Raw genomic sequence first — 26673 nt, forward strand, 5'->3', positions numbered from 1 at the left:
CGGAGCAGCACCTGACGGACGTGGCGGACCTCGTCGTCGAGGCCATCGATTCGCAGCTCCTCCCGCAAATCCTGGAGCTCTTGCCCCTCGAGCTACCCGCCGCCGTGCAGCTGGCCGAGGAGATCATCGACAAGTGGCTGGCGTTCAACCCCAGCTTGCTCGACCTGCCCGCCGACGAGCTGAACCATCACCTCGAGCCCCACGTCGCGCTAGTGCTGGACACGCTCGAGCGGGATCAGGGCCGCTCGATGATCGGCCGAAACGAGGACACGAGTGATGACAGCTCTGGAGACGAGCGTTCCCAGGGGTCGCCCGCCCCTCGGGAGCGGCCCGAGAGCAGCGCGCGTAAATCCTCCTCCTCGGACGCGAGCAGCAACGCCGGCTCGCCCGGACGCACGACCTCTCCCGCGGCGGGCTGGGCGGCCGATGACGCTCCGTTCGGCGGATTCGACATCGACTTCGCCGCTGACCTCGAAGCGCAGCGCCAGGCAAGGCCGCCCAAGCCCCCGCGCGAGACCCCAGCTCAGCAGCTCATCCCCGAGTGGATCTGGGGAGTTCCCTACTACGACGCGCTCCAGCGGTCGCTGCTCGACAACATCGACAGCCCGGCCGTGCGCCAGGCGATCGCGGAAGACGGCGTGCTGGGAGCCGCGGACGAGGGGACGAGGCCGTTCGTCGAGGTGCTGCGCAAGGCCCTGAGCGGCTCGCTCAAGGGTGAAGCTCTGAAGGCCGAGCTCGAGATCGTGCTCCGCCTCTACGATGGGGAGGAGCGCGAGCAGGCCTTCGACGCCGCCAACGCGATGGGAGCCTTCGAGTCGCTCGAGGACCTCGACGACGCCGACCTGGCCGCGCTGCGCAACCCGCCGCCGCCCCCGCCGCGCGACGAGGAGCCGCCTCGCTCGATCCTCAAGCGGGGCCGCAAGGGGCACTGGCTCACCCGCGCAGAGGCCGACCAGCTCAACCGCGCCATCGGCGAGCGCGCCTTCGCCGGCATGCTCGCGCGCGCCATGGACAAGGGCAAGGTCGCCAACATCCGCCTCATCATCGAGCACCTGGCCAACCACGCCCAGCGTGCGACGGACCCGGCGCTCTCGTCAAGCTCGCTCATCGTCGACTCCAACCTGGTCGACGCGCTCCTCAAGCCGCGCGGCGAGCTGTCGCCCGCCAAGCGCCACATCCTCGATCAGGTCGAGGCCTTGATCGACGAGCACGACATCACGGACCTGCGCCTCACCAACGTCGGCGTCGGCGAGCTGTTCCAGTACGGCGACATCGTCGGCACCACGTTCACCAGCTCCGATGGCACAGAGCTGCCCTGGCTCGGCGTCCCGCTCGATCCGAACCTGACCGGCCGCAACAAGGGTCCTTACGAACGAGGGTTCGATGAGCTCACGAACCGCTCGGTCGGCGAGAAGAAGGGCAGCGCAGACCGCAGCATGGTCGCCGACGCCTTCTTCTCCCGGCGCGCCATCGAGCGCGGCGCGACCGCGGTGCCTCATTTCGCCACCAGCGACCACGGCATCCTCAATCCCATGCTGGGCCTCGCCGGCATCGACGCCGCGGCCCGCGGGCAGACGGCGTTCACCGACTTCGTAAAGGCTCATACCCCGGGCGGCAAGCCGTACTTCTCCCCGCAGCTGATGGGCCGCGCGCTCAAGGCCCACGCGATCCCCGCGCTCCCCAACCTGGATACGCCGGCGCGCGCCGCGGACGACGAGGAGGCGCCGCCCCTGAGCGCGCCCACAGGCTCTGCGCTCCTCGACACGCCCGTCGGCAACACCCACCGGGTCAACGACCTCATTGGCCTCATCCGCAGCCACGGATACGACGTCTACGTCGTCGGCGGCGCGGTCCGCGACTCCCTCAGCGGCATCACGCCCAACGACGTCGATCTCAAGACCAACATGCCCATGTCGCGGCTCGAGGACGCGCTGCGCAGCGACGCCGCCTTCAGCTCCCTCCCCGTCAACCCCGTCGCCGACCTGCGCCTGCTCCAGGTCGGCAGCGGCGGCAACGTCGTCGACATCACCACCGGCGACGAGACCAGCGTGCCAGGACCGCTCGACGTCATGGCGGACGCGCAGAAGCGCGACTTCCGCATGAACGCGCTCTACCTGGGCGAGAACGGCGATGTCGAAGATCCGCTCGACGGCGGCATCGAGGACCAGCTCCTCGGCAGGCTCCGCTTCGTCGCCGACCCGGGCCCCTCCGAGCCCGTCGAGGTGCGGCAGAGGGCCGTCGTCGAGCACCTCCGCAGCGCGCCCTGGAACCTCGGACGCGCGCTCAAGTTCTACCAGCGCGGCTACAGGCTCGAGCCCGAGATCCTCCACGCCATACGCGACAACGCCGAGAGCATCCTCTCGTCGATGAAGGAGCACAAGGCCCCGCTGCTCGACAAGTCGCTGCTCCTGCACTCCACGCGGGTCACCTCGCCTTATGCGCTGATCCAGCTCATGCATGATCTCGGGTTCTCTCCCAAGGCCATCCGCGAGCTCGTCCCCGACGAGATCGCCGGACGCTTCGAGGACGACAGCCCCGCCTTCGAGCGCGACCTCTTGCCGCGATGGCGCGCGACCCCCGACAACGACGCCGCGGGCTATCCGCTCGGCGCGCCCGAGATGAAGGTCGACGCCTCGACCGGGCGCATCTATCAATACCGCGTCCACGCCAAGGCGCCGCCTCAGAAGGAAGGGCAGCCGGAGGAGCACATCCTCATCGACGTGGACCTGAGCGACCACAACCAGCCAGGTCACAACGCGCCACACTACCACGTCTACCGCTGGCGCGAGCGCGACGGCCAGTCCAAGTGGGACAAGAAGGACAACGGCTTCTCCGACACCGGACAACCGGGCATGCCGCGGATCGACGACGGCGTTTATGTCGGCCCGCAGCCGTGGCGCTTCGAGGACGGACTCGACAAGGGCGCTCCGCTCGACGACTTCCTCGACGTCGCCCGAGAGCGCATCAGCGACGCAGACATCCAGCTCACGGAGACCGACGGCATGTTCGACCTGGGCGGCCAGGTCAAGCTGCATCCGGCGAGGCTCCAGGAGCTCCACCGCGGCGGGCAGTTCAGCAAGCTGCTCATGCTCGTCAAGAACCTGAACGACGGCATGCCCTGGTCTCCCAGGGACCAGGCCACCTTGGACCTGTCCGGCTCGCATCGCGGGCAGGAGCGCCTGCGCTTCAGGCCGCAGCTCGATCAGGTCGTGCCTTTCCTCCAGGACAGCGGCATCGACGACCCCTCCTCACTCTCCATCTTCGCCGATGGCGGCGAGATGCGGCACGACGCCCTCGTGCGGCTCTATGACCTGGTGAGCGCCGACGTGCGCCAGGATCTGCGCCGGCCCGCGGCCGAGTTCGCGCTGAAGGACGCCGGGACCTTCAGCGCCTTCGTCGAGCGCTTCGAGTTCTATGTCGCCTCGATGCAGGACAACCTCAACGAGGTCGACGTCGAGGCGCGCTGGCAAGACCAGCTGGACGCAGCACGGGACGCCGACGCCGTGGGCGACGTCGCGCTCGGCCCGGGCGACGATCCGGTGCAGCAGCTCAAGAAGGACAAGGCCAGCGATCTGCGCTTCGAGTCGGAGAGCACCGCCGCCTACCACGCCGCCAAACACGCCGACGAGTTCCTCACGCCGGAGCAGCGGGCCACGGCCGGGCCCACGGCGGAGAAGGTGCAACGTTACCTCGACAAGGCGCGCGACGCCGTCCGCAATGCCACCTTTACTGAGGCACGCACCGACGAGACCGGCGCGACCAACATCGTGTTCTGGCACGGCGCGACCAAGACCATCGTCCGGGTCAAGCCCGACGGCACCGCCCACCTGCTCACGAGCTACGTCCATACCGGCCGCAACGCCACGGCAGCCTCCGCGCTCCCTGGCGCGACGACCCCCACGCCACTCTCGGAGGCCGACGACTCCAGCAGCGATTCTGACTCCGAGCACAGCGATTCTGACTCCGAGGACGAGGACGATTCTGACTCCGAGGACGAGGACGCCGCCAACCAGCTCGGCGGGTACCTTCCTGAGGACGACGCGTCGGACGAGCTCTTCGGCCCCCTCACGCAGCGGCCGCGAGCGCTCCAGGGCACCCAGCAACTGCCCGACGATGTCCCGGAGGAGATGCTCGCAGGGTACAACCCCGCTTCGGACAGCGAGGACGAGGAGGCGTTCGAGCCGCCCCCGGACTCCGACGAGTTCGAGGACGAGCCGGCCCCGTTCTCGGAAAACACGCCCGATGAGGCGGCGCCCGTCCCCATCGAGGCGGTGACCTGGATCGTCGACAAGGCGATCAACAAGACCCTCTGGCGGACCGACACGAGCTTCGCGAACCGCGAGAGGGTCAAGCGCGATATCCCCAGGATCGCTGGACAGCTCCACGGCGGCGGCTTCGACGACGACCCCAAGACGATGAAGAAGCAGATCGGCGGACGCTTCCCGAAGGGGCCGCTGCTCAGCGACGTCGAGTGGGTTACCTTCGAGCAGCTCTCCTCGACCCCCGAGGGCCAGCGCTGGCTCAACGCCGCCGGCATGCTCACGCTCGACGAGGTCGAGAAGTACCTGTCGGACAACGACGACGACAACCCCGAGCGGTACCGCGGCTTCCACCCGCTCCACAAGGCCAGCAAGGTCGTGCTCGCCAGCTACGTCGCGCGCAAGATGAGCGGCGGCGAGGAAGGCCAGCGCTTCGAGGGCAGCCCTCCTGCCGCCGTGGCCCAGTCGATGGAGGCCAAACACGCCTCCGATCAGGAGCAGAAAGACGCGCTCACCAGGGAGATCGACCGGCGCATCGCCGCAGAATGGGCCAAGACCCTCGCGCAAACCGAGCTCAACAACGCGGCCACATTCGCCATCGACCAGGGCGCCGTCCCCGACCCGAAGAAGAGCAAGAACAAGCTCTCCAAGGAGCAGGTCATCGACAGGCACCGGCAGTCGCTCGAGGTGCTCAAGAACGTCTTCCACCTGCTGCAGGCGGGCGCCGAGATCTACGACGACAGCGCAAAGAGCCATGTCCCGCTCCAGGACGTGCCCGTCGCCAAGCTCCTCTCCCACGGCGGCCGCGTCAACGTCCAGGTCCCCAAGGGCAGCGCGCCCTACGCGCTCACCGAGTTCCTCGGCATCACCGACAAGCACGGCAACCCCACCACCGGCGTGTTCAAGCGCTCCTTCGGGACCCATCACACCGCCCTCAGCGGCGGGAAGTTCAAGGAGGAGGGCGGCCATTTCGCCGCCATCAAGTCCAAGCTCGACGACACAGAGCTCTACGGCATCAACCTCGCCGTCGGCGGCCTCGGCCTCAAGGACTTCAACGGCGACGTCATCCTCCCCGACGGCGCCCACGGCCACATGTTCATCGGCTACAGGCCGCCCAAGCCGGGCAGGAAGGGCGCCCTGCAGATCGGCATCGAGACCACCGGCCCTCACGCGCCGAGCACCGTTGGCTACGTCCACAACGTGTTCTCCACCGAGAAGACCGCCAACCCCATCTCCAGCGTCGGCGGCCTCAAGCAGGACAAGATCGGCGACGAGACCACCAAGAACGCGCGCACCGTCGACCTGAGCAAGCTCGGCGACAACTGGGTAGATGCCCTCAGGCAACGCGCCCAGCAGTTCGAGCAAGACCTGGCCCTGAGGGGCAAGGACGCCCTCAACGAGCTCGTCGGACCGCGCACCCAGCCGCCGCAAGAGCTCCAGGACACCCGGTCACCGGAGGACATGGGGGCAGGGTATAACCCCGCCGCGGACGACGACGATTGGACAGCTGCCCCGCCGCCGCAGCAAGCCGGGATGACGGAGAGCCCTTCCGAGCAACCGGCGCAGGCCGGGGCGAGCCCACAGGCTCAAGGGAAGACGCTCGATGAACTCATCGACGAGCTCGATGAGAAGAGCCGCACGTGGTCACACCCGACGAGCGAGAAGGACAAGGAAGAGGCCATCCAGCTCCTGACCGGGCTGCTCCAGCACCAGAACGTGCGCCCCTCGGTCATCGACCGGATGCGGGAGCTCATCAACAACCCCGCCTCGCTCTCGCAATCGGCCTTCACCAACTGCGCGATCACCAGCTTCCTTTATCCGACGCTGAAGAACGATCTCGCCACCACCTCTCACCTGGTCGCCACGCTCTTCACGGGCAAGCCGCTCGGCCAGTTCGCGAGCTCCCCGAAGGACGACCACCTCGCACAGCAGGGCTCGGGCAAGGCCACGCTCAGCGACGACCTCGACCTCATCCGGCGGGTGATGACGGACGATGCCCCGCCAGCGCTCGGACCGGCGCCCACAAGGCCCCTCGTCAACGGCCTCAAGACCGCCAAGGCCAAAGACGACAGCCTGACGAAGAACAAAGTCCGAAAGGATCTGGATCGCCACCTGCTCGACCACCTGCTCGCCCGCGGCTTCGTCGAGCTGCACGCCCCCGACACCCTCGCCAAGCTCGAGCAGCAGACCGACGACGCCAATTGGCCTGGCGTCGACACGAAGCAAGGCGACCTGCTGGCCTCGGCGAAGCAGGTCGCGAGCCTCTTCAGCTCCGCGCCCGGAGCGAACGCCAGCGTCATGCTCCCCAGCTCGCCCGGGGGTCACGACGTCACGCGCGTCAACGACGCCCTTCAGCAGACCGCGCTGGGTGGCTTTGCGGTCGCCACCGTGATCGACGGCAAGGCGCTCTGGGAAGCAGCGAAGGCGCATGACGCCAGCTCCACCACGCCTCAGGATCCCGCCAAGGTCGCCCAGCTCGGCGCGCCGGCCACCGTCACCCCACACCACGCCCCCATCGACGGCCCCATCACCGACCTCGGCGACTCCGTCGTCGTGCCGCTCCAGTCCTGGGGGCGCTCCTTCCCCATACGCGTCGACAAGAAGGACATTCCGAAGGTCTTCGCCGCCATCACCCACGGGACCTCTCTCCCGCCGCACGCACCGGTTCTCGACGCCTCCACCCAGCAGCAAGCTCCGGCGCACCACGACGCGAGCGGGGGGTCCGCGACCGCGCAAGGCGGCGTGGACCCGAGCGACCTGCTCGCGGGCGCCCCCGCGAACGTGCAGACTTTCGGGAACGCCACAGATTTTCGCCGGTTCAGGGAGGATGTCCGCGACTGGCTTCGTGACACCTTCGGCCTCTCTCCGAGGGACGCAAACATCCTGATGAGCACGGTCTCCGCGGAGGCCGCGCCCCTGTTGCTCCAGCTGCACGACCACCCCCGGAGGGGCCAGCTGGAGTTCCGCCCGACGGACCGCTTCAGGGTGAGCAATCCGCGGTTCTTGCGACAGCAGCTGCAGCGGCTCAACGCGCCCAGGGCGGCGCCTGCCGCCACCCGGGCGCCGCGCCGGGCCTCGAGGTCGCCGGCGCGGGACGGGGCCATCGTCATTGGCCGGCCTGACGTGTCGCCGGCGAGGGTCGCTCCCGAGACCGTCCAGCGCACGCCGTCAGGGCTGTACGACGCCCTCGTCAATCACGTCCCGGAGCAGCGCCTGAACGACGTGGGGAGACTCGTCGTCGAGACCATCGACTCGCAGCTGCTTCCGCGCATCCTGGATCTATTGCCCCTCGAGCTGCCCGCCGCCGCGCGGCTGGCCGAGGAGATCATCGAGAAGTGGCTGACGTTCAACCCCGCCTTGCTCGATCTGCCGGCGGGCGAGCTGAACGATCATCTCGCAGCACACACGGCGCTCGTGCTGGGCACGCTCGAGCGGGATCAAGGCCGCTCGACCATCGGCCGAGGCGAGGAGAGCGACGAGAGCGCCGACGACGGGAGCTCCGTGGGGGAGCGCGCCGAGGGGACACCCGGCACTCGGAAGAGCATCGAGAGCAGCGCGCAAGACTCCGCATCGGACACGAGCAGCGAGGCTGGCTCGCGCGGGCCTGCGATCTCACCCGCGGCAGACGAGGAGGACCCGTTCGGCGGCTTCGACTCCGACCTCGACTTCGGCGCTCCCCCGGAGGAGCCGCCGCAGAGCCAATCACAGCCCAAGCCCGCGCGCCAAACCGAAGCTGACAGGCTGATCCCCGACTGGATCTGGGGCGTGAAGTACTACGAGGTGCTCCAGCGGTCGCTGCTCCACAACATCGACACCCCGATCGTGCGCGAGGCGCTCTCGGAGGAGGGCGTGCTGGGGACCGCGGACGATCGCACAAGGCCGTTCGTCGAGGTGCTGCGCAAGGCCCTGAGCGGGTCGCTCAAGGGTGAAGACCTGAAGGTCGAGCTGGCGATCGTGCTCCGCCTCTACGACGGCCCGCGGCGCGAGCAGGCCTTCGATGCCATCGAGGCGATGGGGGCCCTCGCCTCGCTCGGGACCCCGGGCGACCCGGACCCCGACTTGATCGCGCTGCGCAACCCGCCGCCGCCCCCGCCGCAGGGCGACGAGGAGCCGCCCCGCTCCGTCGTCAAGAGGGGCCGCAAGGGGCACTGGCTCACCCGCGCCGAGGCCGACCAGCTCAACCGCGCCATCGGCGAGCGCGCCTTCGCCGGCATGCTCGCGCGCGCCATGGAAAAGGGCAAGATCGCCAATATTCGACCCATCATCGAGCACCTGGCCAACCACGCAGAGCGCGCGGCGTCTCCGGCGCTCTCCCCGCCGCTCACGTCACGCTCGCTCGTCGTCGACTCCAACCTCGTCGACGCGCTCCTCAAGCCGCGCGACGAGCTGTCGCCCGCCAAGCGCCACATCCGCGATCAGGTCGAGGCCTTGATCGAAGAGCACGGCATCAAGGACCTGCGCCTCACCAACGTCGGCGTCGGCGAGCTGTTCCAGCACGGCGACATCGTCGGCACCACGTTCACCACCTCCGATGGCACAGAGCTCCCCTGGCTCGGCGTCCCGCTCGACCCGAGCCTGCCCGGCCGCAACAAGGGTCGTTACGAACGAGGGTTCGATGAGCTCACGAGCCGCTCGGTCGGCGAGAAGAAGGGCAGCGCAGACCGCAGCATGGTCGCCGACACCTTCTTCTCCCGGCGCGCCACCGAGCGCGGCGCGCCCGCGGTGCCTCATTTCGCCACCAGCGACCATGGCATCCTCAATCCCATGCTGGGCCTCGCCGGCATCGACGCCGCGGCTCGCGGGCAGACGGCGTTCACCGACTTCGTAAAGGCTCATTCCCCAGGCGGCACCGCGTACTTCTCCCCGCAGCTGATGGGCCGTGCGCTCAAGGCCCACGCGATCCCCAACCTGGATACGCCGCCCAGCGCCTCGGACGAGGACGCCGCGCCCCCGCCGAGCGCGCCCACCGGCGCTTCGCTCCTCGACACCCCCGTCGGCAACACCCGCCGGGTCTATGACCTCATCGAGCTCATCCGCAGCCACGGCTACAACGTCTACATCGTCGGAGGCGCCGTACGCGACGCCCTCAGCGGCGTCGAGCCCAACGACGTCGATCTCAAGACCAACATGCCGATGTCGCGCCTCGAGGCGGCGCTGCGCGACGACCCCGCCTTCAGGTCCCTCTCCGTCAACCCCGTCGCCGACCTGCGCCTGCTCCAGGTCGGCAGCGGCGACAACGTCGTCGACATCACCGCCGCCGACGACACCAGCGCTCCCGTCCCGTTCGACGTCATGGAAGACGCCCTCAAGCGCGACTTCCGCATGAACGCCCTCTACCTCGACGAGAACGGCTACGTCGAAGATCCGCTCGACGGCGGCATCGAGGACCAGCTCCTCGGCAGGCTCCGCTTCGTCGCCGACCCGGGGCCCTCCGAGCCCGTCGAGGTGCGGCAGAGGGCCGTCGTCGAGCACCTCCGCGACGCGCCCTGGAACCTCGGCCGCGCGCTCAAGTTCCACCAGCGCGGCTACAAGCTCGAGCCCGAGATCCTCCACGCCATACGCGACAACGCCGAGAGCATCCTCTCGGCCATGGAGCAGCGCGAGGCGCCCCTGCTCGCCAAGTCCCTGCTCCTGCACTCCACGCGCACCAAGTCGCCCGGCGCGCTCATCGATCTCATGCTCGAGCTCGGCTTCTCTCCCACGGCGATCCGCCAGCTCATCCCCGACGAGATCGCCGGCCGCTTCGACGACAGGAGCCCCGCCTTCGAGCGCGACATCCTGCCCCGCTGGCGCGACACCCCCGACGACGACGCCGCGGGCCATCCGCTCGGCGCGCCGGAGATGAAGGTCGATGTCGCCACCGGGCGCATCTATCAATACCGCTTCCACGCCAAGGCGCCGCCGCAGAAGCAAGGGCAAGCCGAGGAGCACGTCCTCATCGACGTGGACCTGAGCGACCACAACCAGCCAGGCCACAACGCGCCCCACTACCACGTCTACCGCTGGCGCGAACGCGACGGCAAGTTCAAGTGGGACAAGAAGAACAACGGCTTCTCCGACACCGGGCAGCCGGAGCTGCCGCAGACCACCAACGGCTTCTACCTGGGCCCGCAGCCGTGGCGCTTCGAGGACGGGCTCGGCAGCGACGCCCCGCTCGACGACTTCCTCGACGTCGCCAGAGAGCGCATCAACGACGCGGACATCCAGCTCACGGAGACCGACGGCATGCTCGACCTGGGCGGCCAGGTCAAGCTGCATCCGAGGCGGCTCCAGGAGCTCCACCGCGGCGGGCAGCTCAGCAAGCTGCTCATGCTCGTCAAGAACCTGAACGACGGCATGCCCTGGTCCCCCAGGGACCAGGCCACCTTGGACCTGTCCGGCTCCCACCGCGGACAGGAGCGCCTGCGCTTCAGACCCCAGCTCGATCAGGTCGTGCCCTTCCTCCAGGACAGCGGCATCGACAATCCCGCTTCGCTCCCGATCTTCGCCGACGGCGGCCAGATGCGGCACGACGCGCTCGTGCGGCTCTACGACCTGGTGAGCGCCGACGTCCGCCAGGACCTGCGCAGCCCCGCGGCCGAGTTCGCGCTGCGAGGGGCCGACAGCGCCAACAGCTTCGTCGAGCGCTTCGAGTTCTATGTCGCCTCGATGCAGGGCAGCCTCAACGAGGTCGACGTCGAGGCGCGCTGGCAAGACCAGCTGGACGCAGCCCGGGATGCCGACGCCGTGGGCGACGTCACGCTCGACCGGGGCGACGATCCGGTGCAGCAACTCAAAGACAGGGCCAGCGACCTGCGCTTCGAGTCGGCGAGCACCGCCGCTTACCACGCCGCCAAACACGCCGACGAGTTCCTGACCCCGGAGCAGCGAGCCACGGCCGTGTCGCCGGCCGAGGACGTGCAACGTTACCTCGACAAGGCGCGCGACGCCGTCCGCAATGCCACCTTCACCGAGGCACGCACCGACGAGACCGGCGCGACCAACATCGTGTTCTGGCACGGCGCGACCAAGACCATCGCCCGCGTCAACCCCGACGGCACCGCGCACCTGCTCACGAGCTACGTCCATACCGGTCGCAACGCCACGGCAGCCTCCGCGCTCCCTGGCGCGACGACCCCCACGCCCCTCTCGGAGGCCGACGACTCGAGCAGCGATTCTGACGCCGAGGACGAGGACGAGGACGAGGACGATTCTGACGCCGAGGACGAGGACGAGGACGAGGACGATTCTGACGTCGAGGACGAGGACGAGGACGAGGACGAGGACGATTCTGACTCCGAGGACGAGGACGCCGCCAACCAGCTCGGCGGGTACCTTCCTGAGGACGACGCGTCGGACGAGTTCTTCGGCCCACTCACGCAGCGGCCGCGAGCGCTCCAGGGCACCCAGCAACTGCCCGACGATGTCCCGGAGGACATGCTCGCAGGGTATAACCCTGCTTCGGACAGCGACGACGATGAGGTGTTCGAGCCGCCCCCGGACTCCGACGAGTTCGAGGACGAGCCGGCCCCATTCTCGGAAAACACGCCCGATGAGGCGGCGCCCGTCCCCATCGAGGCGGTGACCTGGATCGTCGACAAGGCGATCAACAAGACCCTCTGGCGGACCGACACGAGCTTCGCAAACCGCGAGAGGGTCAAGCGCGATATCCCCAGGATCGCTGGACAGCTCCACGGCGGCGGCTTCGACGACGACCCCAAGACCATGAAGAAGCAGATCGGCGGACGCTTCCCGAAGGGGCCGCTGCTCAGCGACGTCGAGTGGGTTACCTTCGAGCAGCTCTCCTCGACCCCCGAGGGCCAGCGCTGGCTCAACGCCGCCGGCATGCTCACGCTCGACGAGGTCGAGAAGTACCTGTCGGACAACGACGACGACAACCCCGAGCGGTACCGCGGCTTCCACCCGCTCCACAAGGCCAGCAAGGTCGTGCTCGCGAGCTATGTCGCGCGCAAGATGAGCGGCGGCGAGGAAGGCCAGCGCTTCGAGGGCAGCCCTCCTGCCGCCGTGGCCCAGTCGATGGAGGCCAAGCACGCCTCCGATCAGGAGCAGAAAGACGCGCTCACCAGGGAGATCGACCGGCGCATCGCCGCAGAATGGGCCAAGACCCTCGCGCAAACCGAGCTCAACAACGCAGCGACATTCGCCATCGACCAGGGCGCCGTCCCTGACCCGAAGAAGAGCAAGAACAAGCTCTCCAAGGAGCAGGTCATCGACAGGCACCGGCAGTCGCTCGAGGTGCTCAAGAACGTCTTCCACCTGCTGCAGGCGGGCGCCGAGATCTACGACGACAGCGCAAAGAGCCATGTCCCGCTCCAGGACGTGCCCGTCGCCAAGCTCCTCTCCCACGGCGGCCGCGTCAACGTCCAGGTCCCCAAGGGCAGCGCGCCCTACGCGCTCACCGAGTTCCTCGGCATCACCGACAAGCACGGCAACCCCACCACCGGCGTGTTCAAGCGCTCCTTCGGGACCCATCACACCGCCCTCAGCGGCGGGAAGTTCAAGGAGGAGGGCGGCCATTTCGCCGCCATCAAGTCCAAGCTCGACGACACAGAGCTCTACGGCATCAACCTCGCCGTCGGCGGCCTCGGCCTCAAGGACTTCAACGGCGACGTCATCCTCCCCGACGGCGCCCACGGCCACATGTTCATCGGCTACAGGCCGCCCAAGCCGGGCAGGAAGGGCGCCCTGCAGATCGGCATCGAGACCACCGGCCCTCACGCGCCCAGCACCGTTGGCTACGTCCACAACGTGTTCTCCACCGAGAAGACCGCCAACCCCATCTCCAGCGTCGGCGGCCTCAAGCAGGACAAGATCGGCGACGAGACCACCAAGAACGCGCGCACCGTCGACCTGAGCAAGCTCGGCGACAACTGGGTCGATGCCCTCAGGCAACGCGCCCAGCAGTTCGAGCAAGACCTGGCCCTGAGGGGCAAGGACGCGCTCAACGAGCTCGTTGGACCGCGCACCCAGCCGCCGCAAGAGCTCCAGGACACCAGGTCACCGGAGGACATGGGGGCAGGGTATAACCCCGCCGCGGACGACGACGACTGGACAGCTGCCCCGCCGCCGCAGCTAGCCGGGATGACGGAGAGCCCCGCCGAGCAACCGGCGCAGCAAGCGGGGAACGTATCAACATCGGGCCCGCAAGCGGGCTCGGACGACATCCTGAGCGGAGCGGCCGCGCCGAGCGCGACTCCCTCCCCCGCCCCGACCACCATCGGGAGCAGTGACCAGGTCGAGCCGAGCCCACAGGATCAAGGGAAGACGCTCGATGATCTGATCAACGCGCTCGATCAGAAGAGCCGCACGTGGTCGCACCCGGCGAGCGAGGCGGACAAGGAGGAGTCCATCGAGCTCCTGACCGGGCTGCTCCAGCACCAGAACGTGCGCCCCTCGGTCATCGAGCGGATGAGTGAGCTCATCAAGAACCCCGCCTCGCTCTCGCAATCGGCCTTCACCAACTGCGCCATCACCAGCTTCCTTTATCCGACGCTGAAGCACGATCTCGCCACCACCTCTCACCTGGTCGCTACGCTCTTCACGGGCAAGCCGCTCGGCCAGTTCGCGAGCTCCCCGAAGGACGACCACCTCGCACAGCAGGGCTCGGGCAAGGCCACGCTCAGCGACGACCTCGACCTCATCCGGCGGGTAATGACGGCAGATGCCCCGCCAGCGCTCGGACCGGCGCCCACAAGGCCCCTCGTCAACGGCCTCAAGACCGCCAAGGCCAAAGACGACAGCCTGACGAAGAACAAAGTCCGAAGGGATCTGGATCGCCACCTGCTCGACCACCTGCTCGCCCGGGGCCTCGTTGAGCTGCACGCGCCCGACACCCTCGCCAAGCTCGAGCAGCAGACCGACGACGCCAATTGGCCTGGCGTCGACACGAAGCAAGGCGACCTGCTGGCCTCGGCGAAGCAGGTCGCGAGCCTCTTCAGCTCCGCGCCCGGAGCGAACGCCAGCGTCATGCTCCCCAGCTCACCCGGGGGTCACGACGTCACGCGCGTCAACGACGCCCTTCAGCAGACCGCGCAGGGTGGCTTCGCGGTCGCCACTGTGATCGACGGCAAGGCGCTCTGGGAAGCAGCGAAGGCCCATGACGCCAGCTCCACCACGCCTCAGGATCCCGCCAAGGTCCCCCAGCTCGGCAAGCCCACCGCCGTCACCCCACACCACGCGCCGATCAACGGCACCATCACCGACCTCGGCGACTCCATCGTCGTGCCGCTCCAGTCCTGGGGGCGCTCCTTCCCCGTACGCGTCGACAAGCAGGACATTCCGAAGGTCTTCGCCGCCATCACCCACGGCACCTCTCTCCCGCCGCACGCACCGGTTCTCGACGCCTCCACCCAGCGGGAAGCTCCGGCGCACCACGACGCGAGCGGGGGGTCCGCGACCGCGCAAGGCGGCGTGGACCCGAGCGACCTGCTCGCGGGCGCCCCCGCGAACGTGCAGACCTTCGGGAACGCCAGAGATTTTCGCCGGTTCAAGGAGGATGTCCGCGACTGGCTTCGTGACACCTTCGGCCTCTCTCCGAGGGACGCAAACATCCTGATGAGCGCGGTCTCCGCGGAGGCCGCGCCCCTGTTGCTCCAGCTGCACGATCACCCCCGGAGGGGCCAGCTGGAGCTCCGCCCGATGGACCGCTTCAGGGTGAGCGATCCACGGTTCTTGCGACAGCAGCTGCAGCGGCTCAACGCGCCCACGGCGGCGCCTGCCGCCACCCGGGCGCCGCGCCGGGCTTCGAGGTCGCCGGCGCGGGACGGGGCCATCATCATTGCCCGGCCTGACGTGTCGCCGGCGAGGGTCGCTCCCGAGACCGTACAGCGCACGCCGTCAGGGCTGTACGACGCCCTCGTCAATCACGTCCCGGAGCAGCACCTGACGGACGTGGCGGACCTCGTCGTCAAGGCCATCGATTCGCAGCTCCTCCCGCAAATCCTGGAGCTCCTGCCCCTCGAGCTGCCCGCCGCGGCGCGGCTGGCCGAGGAGATCATCGAAAAGTGGCTGGCGTTCAACCCCAGCTTGCTCGACCTGCCCGCCGACGAGCTGAACCATCACCTCGAGCCCCACGTCGCGCTCGTGCTGGACACGCTCCAGCGGGATCAGGGCCGCTCGATGATCGGCCGAAACGAGGACAAGAGCGACGACAGCTCTGGAGACGAGCGCTCCGAGGGGTCACCTGCCCCTCGGGAGCGGCCCGGGAGCAGCGCTCAACAATCCTCCTCATCGGACGCGAGCAGCAACGCCGGCTCGCCCGGACGTACGACCTCCCCCGCGGCGCGCTGGACGGCCGAGGACGATCCGTTCGGCGGATTCGACATCGACTTCAGCGATGACCTCGAGGCGCAGCGCCAGGCGCAGCCGCCCAAGCCCCCGCGCGAGACCGCAGCTCAGCAGCTCATCCCCGAGTGGATCTGGGGAGTTCCCTACTACGACGCGCTCCAGCGGTCGCTGCTCGACAACATCGACAGCCCAGCCGTGCGCCAGGCGATCGCCGAAGACGGCGTGCTGGGAGCCGCGGACGAGGGGACGAGGCCGTTCGTCGAGGTGCTGCGCAAGGCCCTGAGCGGCTCGCTCAAGGGTGAAGCTCTGAAGGCGGAGCTCGAGATCGTGCTCCGCCTCTACGACGGGGAGGAGCGCGAGCAGGCCTTCGACGCCGCCGAAGCCATGGGAGCGCTCGAGTCGCTCGAGGACCTCGACGACGCCGACGCCGACCTGGCCGCGCTGCGCAACCCGCCGCCGCCCCCGCCGCGCGACGAGGAACCGCCTCGCTCGATCCTCAAGCGGGGCCGCAGGGGGCACTGGCTCACCCGCGCAGAGGCCGACCAGCTCAACCGCGCCATCGGCGAGCGCGCCTTCGCCGGCATGCTCGCGCGCGCCATGGACAAGGGCAGGATCGCCAACATCCGCCCCATCATCGAGCACCTGACCAACCACGCAGAGCGCGCGGCGGACCCGGCGCTCTCCCCGCCGCTCTCGTCACGCTCGCTCGTCGTCGACTCCAACCTCGTCGACGCGCTCCTCAAGCCGCGCGACGAGCTGTCGCCCGCCAAGCGCCATATCCTCGATCAGGTGGAGGCCTTGATCAAAGAGCACGGCATCAAGGACCTGCGCCTCACCAACGTCGGCGTCGGCGAGCTGTTCCAGTACGGCGACATCGTCGGCACCACGTTCACCACCTCCGATGGCACAGAGCTCCCCTGGCTCGGCGTCCCGCTCGACCCGAACCTGCCCGGCCGCAACAAGGGTCCTTACGAACGAGGGTTCGATGAGCTCACGAGCCGCTCGGTCGGCGAGAAGAAGGGCAGCGCCGACCGCAGCATGGTCGCCGACACCTTCTTCTCCCGGCGCGCCATCGAGCGCGGCGCGACCGCGGTGCCTCATTTCGCCACCAGTGACCATGGCATCCTCAATCCCATGCTGGGCCTCGCCGGCATCGACGCCACGGGCCGCGGGCAGACCTCGTTCACCGACTTCGTAAAGGATCATACCCCAGGCGGCGAGCCGTACTTCTCCCCGCAGCTGATGGGCCGTGCGCTCAAGGCCCATGCGATCCCCAACCTGGGTACGCCGCCCACCGCCTCGGACGAGGACGCCGCGCCCCCCCCGAGCGCGCCCACGGGCTCTGCGCTCCTCGACTACCCCGTCGGCAACACCCGCCGGGTCAATGACCTCATCGGCCTCATCCGCAGCCACGGATACGACGTCTACATCGTCGGAGGCGCCGTCCGCGACTCCCTCAGCGGCAACCCGCCCAACGACGTCGATCTCAAGACCAACATGCCCATGTCGCGGCTCGAGGCCGCGCTGCGCAGCGAGCCCGCCTTCAGCTCCCTCCCCGTCAACCCCGTCGCCGACCTGCGCCTGCTCAAGGTCGGCAGCGGCGACAACGTCGTCGACATCACCGCTGCCGACGACACCAGCGCTCCCGTCCCGTTCGACGTCATGGCGGACGCGCAGAAGCGCGACTTCCGCATGAACGCGCTCTACCTGGGCGAGAACGGCGATGTCGAAGATCCGCTCGACGGCGGCATCGAGGACCAGCTCCTCGGCAGGCTCCGCTTCGTTGCCGACCCGGGCCCCTCCGAGCCCGTCGAGGTGCGGCAGAGGGCCGTCGTCGAGCACCTCCGCGACGCGCCCTGGAACCTCGGACGTGCGCTCAAGTTCTACCAGCGCGGCTACAGGCTCGAGCCCGAGATCCTCCACGCCATACGCGACAACGCCGAGAGCATCCTCTCGTCGATGAAGGAGCACAAGGCCCCGCTGCTCGACAAGTCGCTGCTCCTGCACTCCACGCGGGTCAACTCGCCCCATGCGCTGATCGAGATCATGCATGATCTCGGGTTCTCTCCCAAGGCCATCCGCGAGCTCGTCCCCGACGAGATCGCCGGCCGCTTCGAGGACAACAGCCCCGCCTTCGAGCGCGACCTCTTGCCGCGATGGCGCGCGACCCCCGACGACGACGCCGCGGACCATCCGCTCGGCGCGCCCGAGATGAAGGTCGACGCCTCGACCGGACGCATCTATCAATACCGCGTCCACGCCAAGGCGCCGCCTCAGAAGGAAGGGCAGCCGGAGGAGCACGTCCTCATCGACGTGGACCTGAGCGACCACAACCAGCCAGGCCACAACGCGCCCCACTACCACGTCTACCGCTGGCGCGAACGCGACGGCAAGTCCAAGTGGGACAAGAAGAACAACGGCTTCTCCGACACCGGTCAACCGGGCATGCCGCGGATCGACGACGGCGTTTACGTCGGCCCGCAGCCGTGGCGGTTCGAGGACGGGCTCGACAAGGGCGCTCCGCTCGACGACTTCCTCGACGTCGCCCGAGAGCGCATCAGCGACGCAGACATCCAGTTCACGGAGACCGACGGCATGCTCGACCTGGGCGGCCAGGTCAAGCTGCATCCGAAGCGGCTCCAGGAGCTCCACCGCGGTGGGCAGCTCAGCAAGCTGCTCATGCTCGTCAAGAACCTGAACGACGGCACGCCCTGGTCCCCCAGGGACCAGGCCACCTTGGACCTGTCCGGATCCCACCGCGGACAGGAGCGGCTGCGCTTCAAGCCCCAGCTCGATCAGGTCGTGCCCTTCCTCCAGGACAGCGGCATCGACGACCCCTCCTCACTCCCCATCTTCGCCGATGGCGGCCAGATGCGCCACGACGCGCTCGTGCGGCTCTATGACCTGGTGAGCGCCGACGTGCGCCAGGACCTGCGCAGCCTCGCGGCCGAGTTCGCGCTGCGAGGGGCCGACAGCGTCAACAGCTTCGTCGAGCGCTTCGAGTTCTATGTCGCCTCGATGCAGGGCAGCCTCAACGAGGTCGACGTCGAGGCGCGCTGGCAAGACCAGCTGGACGCAGCCCGGGATGCCGACGCCGTGGGCGACGTCACGCTCGACCGGGGCGACGATCCGGTGCAGCAACTCAAAGACAGGGCCAGCGACCTGCGCTTCGAGTCGGCGAGCACCGCCGCTTACCACGCCGCCAAACACGCCGACGAGTTCCTGACCCCGGAGCAGCGAGCCACGGCCGTGTCGCCGGCCGAGGACGTGCAACGTTACCTCGACAAGGCGCGCGACGCCGTCCGCAATGCCACCTTCACCGAGGCACGCACCGACGAGACCGGCGCGACCAACATCGTGTTCTGGCACGGCGCGACCAAGACCATCGCCCGCGTCAACCCCGACGGCACCGCGCACCTGCTCACGAGCTACGTCCATACCGGTCGCAACGCCACGGCAGCCTCCGCGCTCCCTGGCGCGACGACCCCCACGCCCCTCTCGGAGGCCGACGACTCGAGCAGCGATTCTGACTCCGAGGACGAGGACGAGGACGATTCTGACGCCGAGGACGAGGACGAGGACGAGGACGAGGACGATTCTGACGTCGAGGACGAGGACGAGGACGAGGACGAGGACGAGGACGAGGACGAGGACGAGGACGATTCTGACTCCGAGGACGAGGACGCCGCCAACCAGCTCGGCGGGTACCTTCCTGAGGACGACGCGTCGGACGAGTTCTTCGGCCCACTCACGCAGCGGCCGCGAGCGCTCCAGGGCACCCAGCAACTGCCCGACGATGTCCCGGAGGACATGCTCGCAGGGTATAACCCTGCTTCGGACAGCGACGACGATGAGGTGTTCGAGCCGCCCCCGGACTCCGACGAGTTCGAGGACGAGCCGGCCCCATTCTCGGAAAACACGCCCGATGAGGCGGCGCCCGTCCCCATCGAGGCGGTGACCTGGATCGTCGACAAGGCGATCAACAAGACCCTCTGGCGGACCGACACGAGCTTCGCAAACCGCGAGAGGGTCAAGCGCGATATCCCCAGGATCGCTGGACAGCTCCACGGCGGCGGCTTCGACGACGACCCCAAGACCATGAAGAAGCAGATCGGCGGACGCTTCCCGAAGGGGCCGCTGCTCAGCGACGTCGAGTGGGTTACCTTCGAGCAGCTCTCCTCGACCCCCGAGGGCCAGCGCTGGCTCAACGCCGCCGGCATGCTCACGCTCGACGAGGTCGAGAAGTACCTGTCGGACAACGACGACGACAACCCCGAGCGGTACCGCGGCTTCCACCCGCTCCACAAGGCCAGCAAGGTCGTGCTCGCCAGCTACGTCGCGCGCAAGATGAGCGGCGGCGAGGAAGGCCAGCGCTTCGAGGGCAGCCCTCCTGCCGCCGTGGCCCAGTCGATGGAGGCCAAACACGCCTCCGATCAGGAGCACAGAGACGCGCTCACCAGGGAGATCGACCGGCGCATCGCCGCAGAATGGGCCAAGACCCTCGCGCAAACCGAGCTCAACAACGCAGCGACATTCGCCATCGACCAGGGCGCCGTCCCCGACCCGAAGAAGAGCAAGAACAAGCTCTCCAAGGAGCAGGTCATCGACAGGCACCGGCAGTCGCTCGAGGTGCTCAAGAACGTCTTCCACCTGCTGCAGGCGGGCGCCGAGATCTACGACGACAGCGCAAAGAGCCATGTCCCGCTCCAGGACGTGCCCGTCGCCAAGCTCCTCTCCCACGGCGGCCGCGTCAACGTCCAGGTCCCCAAGGGCAGCGCGCCCTACGCGCTCACCGAGTTCCTCGGCATCACCGACGAGCACGGCAACCCGAAAACCGGCGTGTTCAAGCGCTCCTTCGGGACCCATCACACCGCCCTCAGCGGCGGGAAGTTCAAGGAGGAGGGCGGCCATTTCGCCGCCATCAAGTCCAAGCTCGACGACACAGAGCTCTATGGCATCAACCTCGCCGTCGGCGGCCTCGGCCTCAAGGACTTCAACGGCGACGTCATCCTCCCCGACGGCGCCCACGGACACATGTTCATCGGCTACAGGCCGCCCAAGCCGGGCAGGAAGGGCGCCCTGCAGATCGGCATCGAGACCACCGGCCCTCACGCGCCGAGCACCGTTGGCTACGTCCACAACGTGTTCTCCACCGAGAAGACCGCCAACCCCATCTCCAGCGTCGGCGGCCTCAAGCAGGACAAGATCGGCGACGAGACCGTCAAGAACGCGCGCACCGTCGACCTGAGTAAGCTGGGGGACAACTGGGTAGATGCCCTCAGGCAACGCGCCGAGCAGTTCGAGCAAGACCTGGCCCTGAGGGGCAAGGACGCGCTCAACGAGCTCGTCGGACCGCGCACCCAGCCGCCGCAAGAGCTCCAGGACACCCGGTCACCGGAGGACATGGGGGCAGGGTATAACCCCGCCGCGGACGACGACGACTGGACAGCTGCCCCGCCGCCGCAAGCCGAGAAGACGGAGAGCCCCTCCGAGCAACCGGCGCAGGCCGGGGCCAGCCTACGGGATCAAGGCAAGACGCTCGATGATCTCATCAAAACGCTCGATGAGAAGAGCCGCACGTGGTCACACCCGGCGAGCGAGGCGGACAAGGAGGAGGCCATCGAGCTCCTGACCGGGCTGCTCCAGCACCAGAACGTGCGCCCCTCGGTCATCGACCGGATGAGTGAGCTCATCAAGAACCCCGCCTCCCTCTCGCAATCGGCTTTCACCAACTGCGCGATCACCAGCTTCCTTTATCCGACGCTGAAGAACGATCTCGCCACCACCTCTCACCTGGTCGCCACGCTCTTCACGGGCAGGCCGCTCGGCCAGTTCGCGAGCTCCCCGAAGGACGACCACCTCGCACAGCAGGGCTCGGGCAAGGCCACGCTCAGCGACGACCTCGACCTCATCCGGCGGGTGATGACGGACGATGCCCCGCCCGCGCTCGGACCGGCTCCGACGAGGCCGCTGGTCAATGGTCTCAAGACCGCCAAGGCCAAACGCGACACACTGAAGCGGGACGCGGGCCGGAACGACCTGGATCGCCACCTGCTCGACCACCTGCTCGCCCGCGGCTTCGTCGAGCTGCACGCCCCCGACACCCTCGCCAAGCTCGAGCAGCAGACCGACGCTGCCAACCGCCCTGGCGTCGACACGAAGCAAGGCGACCTGCTGGCCTCGGCGAGGCAGGTCGCGAATCTCTTCAGCTCCGTGCCCGGAACGAACGCCGGCCTCATGCTCCCCAGCTCGCCCGGGGGCCACGACGTCGCACGCGTCGACGACGCCCTTCGGCAGACGGAGCAGGGTGGCTTCGCGGTCGCCACCGTGATCGACGGCAAGGCGCTCTGGGAAGCTGCGAAGGCCCATGACGCGAGCTCCTCGGCGCCTCAGGATCCCGCCAAGGTCGCCCAGCTCGGCGCGCCGGCCACCGTCACCCCACACCACGCCCCCATCGACGGCCCCATCACCGACCTCGGCGACTCCATCGTCGTGCCGCTCCAGTCCTGGGGGCGCTCCTTCCCCGTACGCGTCGACAAGAAGGACATTCCGAAGGTCTTCGCCGCGATCACCCACGGCACCTCTCTCCCGCCGCAAACACCGGCCCTCGGCGCCTCCGCCCAGCAGCAGGCGCCGGCGCCCCTCACCTCGGGCGGACCGTCCGGGACCTCGGAAGACGCCGAGGACGCGGCCGACCTGCTCGCCGGCGCTCCCGCGAGCAGAGATCGGGGGCTCCAGCCCCAGCAGGCGCCGCAAATTGGTGTGCAGACCTTCCAGAACGCCGGGGAGTGGCGCCGGTACGACAGGGATGTCCGCAACTGGCTTCGTGACACCTTCGCGCTCTCTCCGAGAGACGCAGGCGATCTGGTACGCACGGTCTCCCCGGAGGCCGCGCGCCTGCTGCTCCAGCTGCACGGCCACCCCCAGAGAGGTCGACTGCGGCTCCGCCCGATGGATCGCTTCAGGATCAGGAATCCGCAGTTCCTGCGAGAGCAGCTCCAGCGCCTCGACACGCCCGGGGACGCGCACGGGGCGGCGCCCGCCGCCGTCGCCCGCACGCGACGTGGGACTTCGCCTTCGCCAACGCGAGAGGGCGCCATCATCGTTGACCAGCTTGATGTGGCGCCGCGAGCGCTCGATCCCGCAGCGGTCCAGCTCACGTCGTCTGGGCTGTACGAGACCCTCGTCAACCACGTCCCGGAGCAGCACCTGCCGGACGTGGCGGACCTCGTCATCAGGGCCATCGATTCGCAGCTCCTCCCGCAGATCCTGGAGCTCTTGCCCCTCGAGCTGCCCGCCGCCGCGCGGCTGGCCGAGGAGCTCATCGACATGTGGCTGGCGTTCAACCCCAGCTTGCTCGACCTGCCCGCCGATGAGCTGAACCATCACCTCGAGCCCCACGTCGCGCTCGTGCTGGACACACTCGAGCGGGATCAGGGCCGCTCGACCATCGGCCGAGGCGAGGAAACGAGCGACGACAGCTCTGGAGACGAGCGCTCCGCGGGGTCGCCCGCCCCTCGGGAGCGGCCCGAGAGCAGCGCGCGTAAATCCTCCTCCTCGGGCGTGAGCAGCAATGCCGGCTCGCCCGGACGTACGACCTCCCCCGCGGCGCGCTGGACGGCCGAGGACGATCCGTTCGGCGGATTCGACATCGACTTCAGCGATGACCTCGAAGCACAGCGCCAGGCACAGCCGCCCAAGCCCCCGCGCGAGACCGCAGCTCAGCAGCTCATCCCCGAGTGGATCTGGGGAGTTCCCTACTACGACGCGCTCCAGCGGTCGCTGCTCGACAACATCGACAGCCCGGCCGTGCGCCAGGCGATCGCGGAAGACGGCGTGCTGGGAGCCGCGGACGAGGGGACGAGGCCGTTCGTCGAGGTGCTGCGCAAGGCCCTGAGCAGGTCGCTCGAGGGTGAAGCTCTGAAGGCCGAGCTCGAGATCGTGCTCCGCCTCTACGACGGGGAGGAGCGCGAGCAGGCGTTCGACGCCGCCGAAGCCATGGGAGCGCTCGAGTCGCTCGCGAACCTCGACGACGCCGACCTGGCCGCGCTGCGCAACCCGCCGCCGCCGCCCCCGCCGCGCGACGAGGAGCCGCCTCGCTCGGTCCTCAAGCGGGGCCGCAAGGGGCACTGGCTCACCCGCGCAGAGGCCGACCAGCTCAATCGCGCCATCGGCGAGCGCGCCTTCGCCGGCATGCTCGCGCGCGCCATGGACAAGGGCAGGGTCGCCAATATTCGACCCATCATCGAGCACCTGACCAACCACGCCCAGCGCGCGGCGGACCCGGCGCTCTCCCCGCCGCTCACGTCACGCTCGCTCGTCGTCGACTCCAACCTCGTCGACGCGCTCCTCAAGCCACGCGACGAGCTGCCCGCCGCCAAGCGCCACATCCGCGATCAGGTCGAAGCCTTGATCGACGAGCACAACATCACGGACCTGCGCCTCACCAACGTCGGTGTCGGCGAGCTGTTCCAGTACGGCGACATCGTCGGCACCACGTTCACCACCTCCGATGGCACAGAGCTCCCCTGGCTCGGCGTCCCGCTCGATCCGAACCTGCCCGGCCGCAACAAGGGTCCTTACGAACGAGGATTCGATGAGCTCACGAACCGCTCGGTCGGCGAGAAGAAGGGCAGCGCAGACCGCAGCATGGTCGCCGACGCCTTCTTCTCCCGGCGCGCCATCGAGCGCGGCGCGACCGCGGTGCCTCATTTCGCCACCAGCGACCACGGCATCCTCAACCCCATGCTGGGCCTCGCCGGCATCGACGCCACGGGCCGCGGGCAGACCTCGTTCACCGACTTCGTAAAGGATCATACCCCAGGCGGCGAGCCGTACTTCTCCCCGCAGCTGATGGGCCGCGCGCTCAAGGCCCACGCGATCCCCGCGCTCCCCAACCTGGATACGCCGACGCGCGCCGCGGACGACGAGGAGGCGCCGCCCCTGAGCGCGCCCACAGGCTCCGCGCTCCTCGACACGCCCGTCGGCAACACCCACCGGGTCAATGACCTCATTGGCATCATCCGCAGCCACGGATATGACGTCTACGTCGTCGGCGGCGCGGTCCGCGACTCCCTCAGCGGCAACCCGCCCAACGACGTCGATCTCAAGACCAACATGCCCATGTCGCGGCTCGAGCACGCGTTGCGCAGCGACGCCGCCTTGAGCTCCCTCCCCGTCAACCCCGTCGCCGACCTGCGCCTGCTCAAGGTCGGCAGCGGCGACAACGTCATCGACATCACCACCGGCGACGAGACCAGCGTGCCAGGACCGCTCGACGTCATGGCGGACGCGCAGAAGCGCGACTTCCGCATGAACGCGCTCTACCTGGGCGAGAACGGCGATGTCGAAGATCCGCTCGACGGCGGCATTGAGGACCAGCTCCTCGGCAGGCTCCGCTTCGTCGCCGACCCGGGCCCCTCCGAGCCCGTCGAGGTGCGGCAGAGGGCCGTCGTCGAGCACCTCCGCAGCGCGCCCTGGAACCTCGGACGCGCGCTCAAGTTCTACCAGCGCGGCTACAGGCTCGAGCCCGAGATCCTCCACGCCATACGCGACAACGCCGAGAGCATCCTCTCGTCGATGAAGGAGCACAAGGCCCCGCTGCTCGACAAGTCGCTGCTCCTGCATTCCACGCGGGTCAACTCGCCCCATGCGCTGATCCAGCTCATGCATGATCTCGGGTTCTCTCCCAAGGCGATCCGCGAGCTCGTCCCCGACGAGATCGCCGGACGCTTCGAGGACGACAGCCCCGCCTTCGAGCGTGACCTCTTGCCGCGATGGCGCGCGACCCCCGACAACGACGCCGCGGACCATCCGCTCGGCGCGCCCGAGATCAAGGTCGACGCCTCGACCGGGCGCATCTATCAATACCGCGTCCACGCCAAGGCGCCGCCGCAGAAGGAAGGACAGCCGGAGGAGCACATCCTCATCGACGTGGACCTGAGCGACCACAACCAGCCAGGCCACAACGCGCCACACTACCACGTCTACCGCTGGCGCAACCGCGACGGCCAGTCCAAGTGGGACAAGAAGGACAACGGCTTCTCCGACACCGGGCAACCGGGCAAGCCGCGGATCGACGACGGCGTTTACATCGGCCCGCAGCCGTGGCGGTTCGAGGACGGGCTCGACAGCGATGCCTCGTTCGACGACTTCCTCGACGTCGCAAGAGAGCGCATCAACGACGCGGACATCCAGCTCACGGAGACCGACGGCATGCTCGACCTGGGCGGCCAGGTCAAGCTGCATCCGAGGCGGCTCCAGGAGCTCCACCGCGGCGGGCAGTTCAGCAAGCTGCTCATGCTCGTCAAGAACCTGAACGACGGCATGCCCTGGTCCCCCAAGGACCAGGCCACCGTCGACCTGTCCGGCTCGCATCGCGGACAGGAGCGCCTGCGCTTCAAGCCCCAGCTCGATCAGGTCGTGCCCTTCCTCCAGGACAGCGGCATCGACGACCCCTCCTCACTCCCCATCTTCGCCGATGGCGGCCAGATTCGGCACGACGCGCTCGTGCGGCTCTACGACCTGGTGAGCGCCGATGTCCGCCAGGATCTGCGCAGCCCCGCGACCGAGTTCGCGCTGCAGGGGGCCGACAGCGTCAACAGCTTCGTCGAGCGTTTCGAGTTCTATGTCGCCTCGATGCGGGACAACCTCAACGAGGTCGACGTCGAGGCGCGCTGGCAAGACCAGCTGGACGCAGCCCGGGAGGCCGATGCCGCGGGCGACGTCGCGCTCGACCCGGGCGACGATCCGGTGCAGCAGCTCAAGGACAGGGCCAGCGACCTGCGCTTCGAGTCGGAGAGCACCGCCGCCTACCACGCCGCCAAACACGCCGACGAGTTCCTCATGCCGGAGCAGCGGGCCACCGCCGGGCCCACGGCGGAGAAAGTGCAACGTTACCTCGACAAGGCGCGCGACGCCGTCCGCAATGCCACCTTCACCGAGGCACGCACCGACGAGACCGGCGCGACCAACATCGTGTTCTGGCACGGCGCGACCAAGGCCATCGCCCGGGTCAATCCCGACGGCACCGCGCACCTGCTCACGAGCTACGTCCATACCGGTCGCAACGCCACCGCGGCCTCCGCGCTCCCCGGCGCGACGACCCCCACGCCCCTCTCGGAGGCGG

1 protein-coding gene (cut by both window edges) is annotated in these 26673 nt (G+C 68.6%); it reads left to right on the forward strand.

The whole window is internal to a hypothetical protein gene (locus tag WMF43_RS40415) on the forward strand: the coding sequence, 52647 nt in all, runs 17890 nt past the left edge and 8084 nt past the right edge, and what appears here is coding positions 17891–44563, spanning codon 5964 (partial) through codon 14855 (partial); the first complete codon in view begins at position 3. Both codon boundaries (start and stop) fall beyond the window edges.

Origin of the sequence: Sorangium sp. So ce131 (genome assembly GCF_051519095.1) — a bacterium.
Classification (GTDB): Bacteria; Myxococcota_A; Polyangia; order Polyangiales; family Polyangiaceae; genus Sorangium.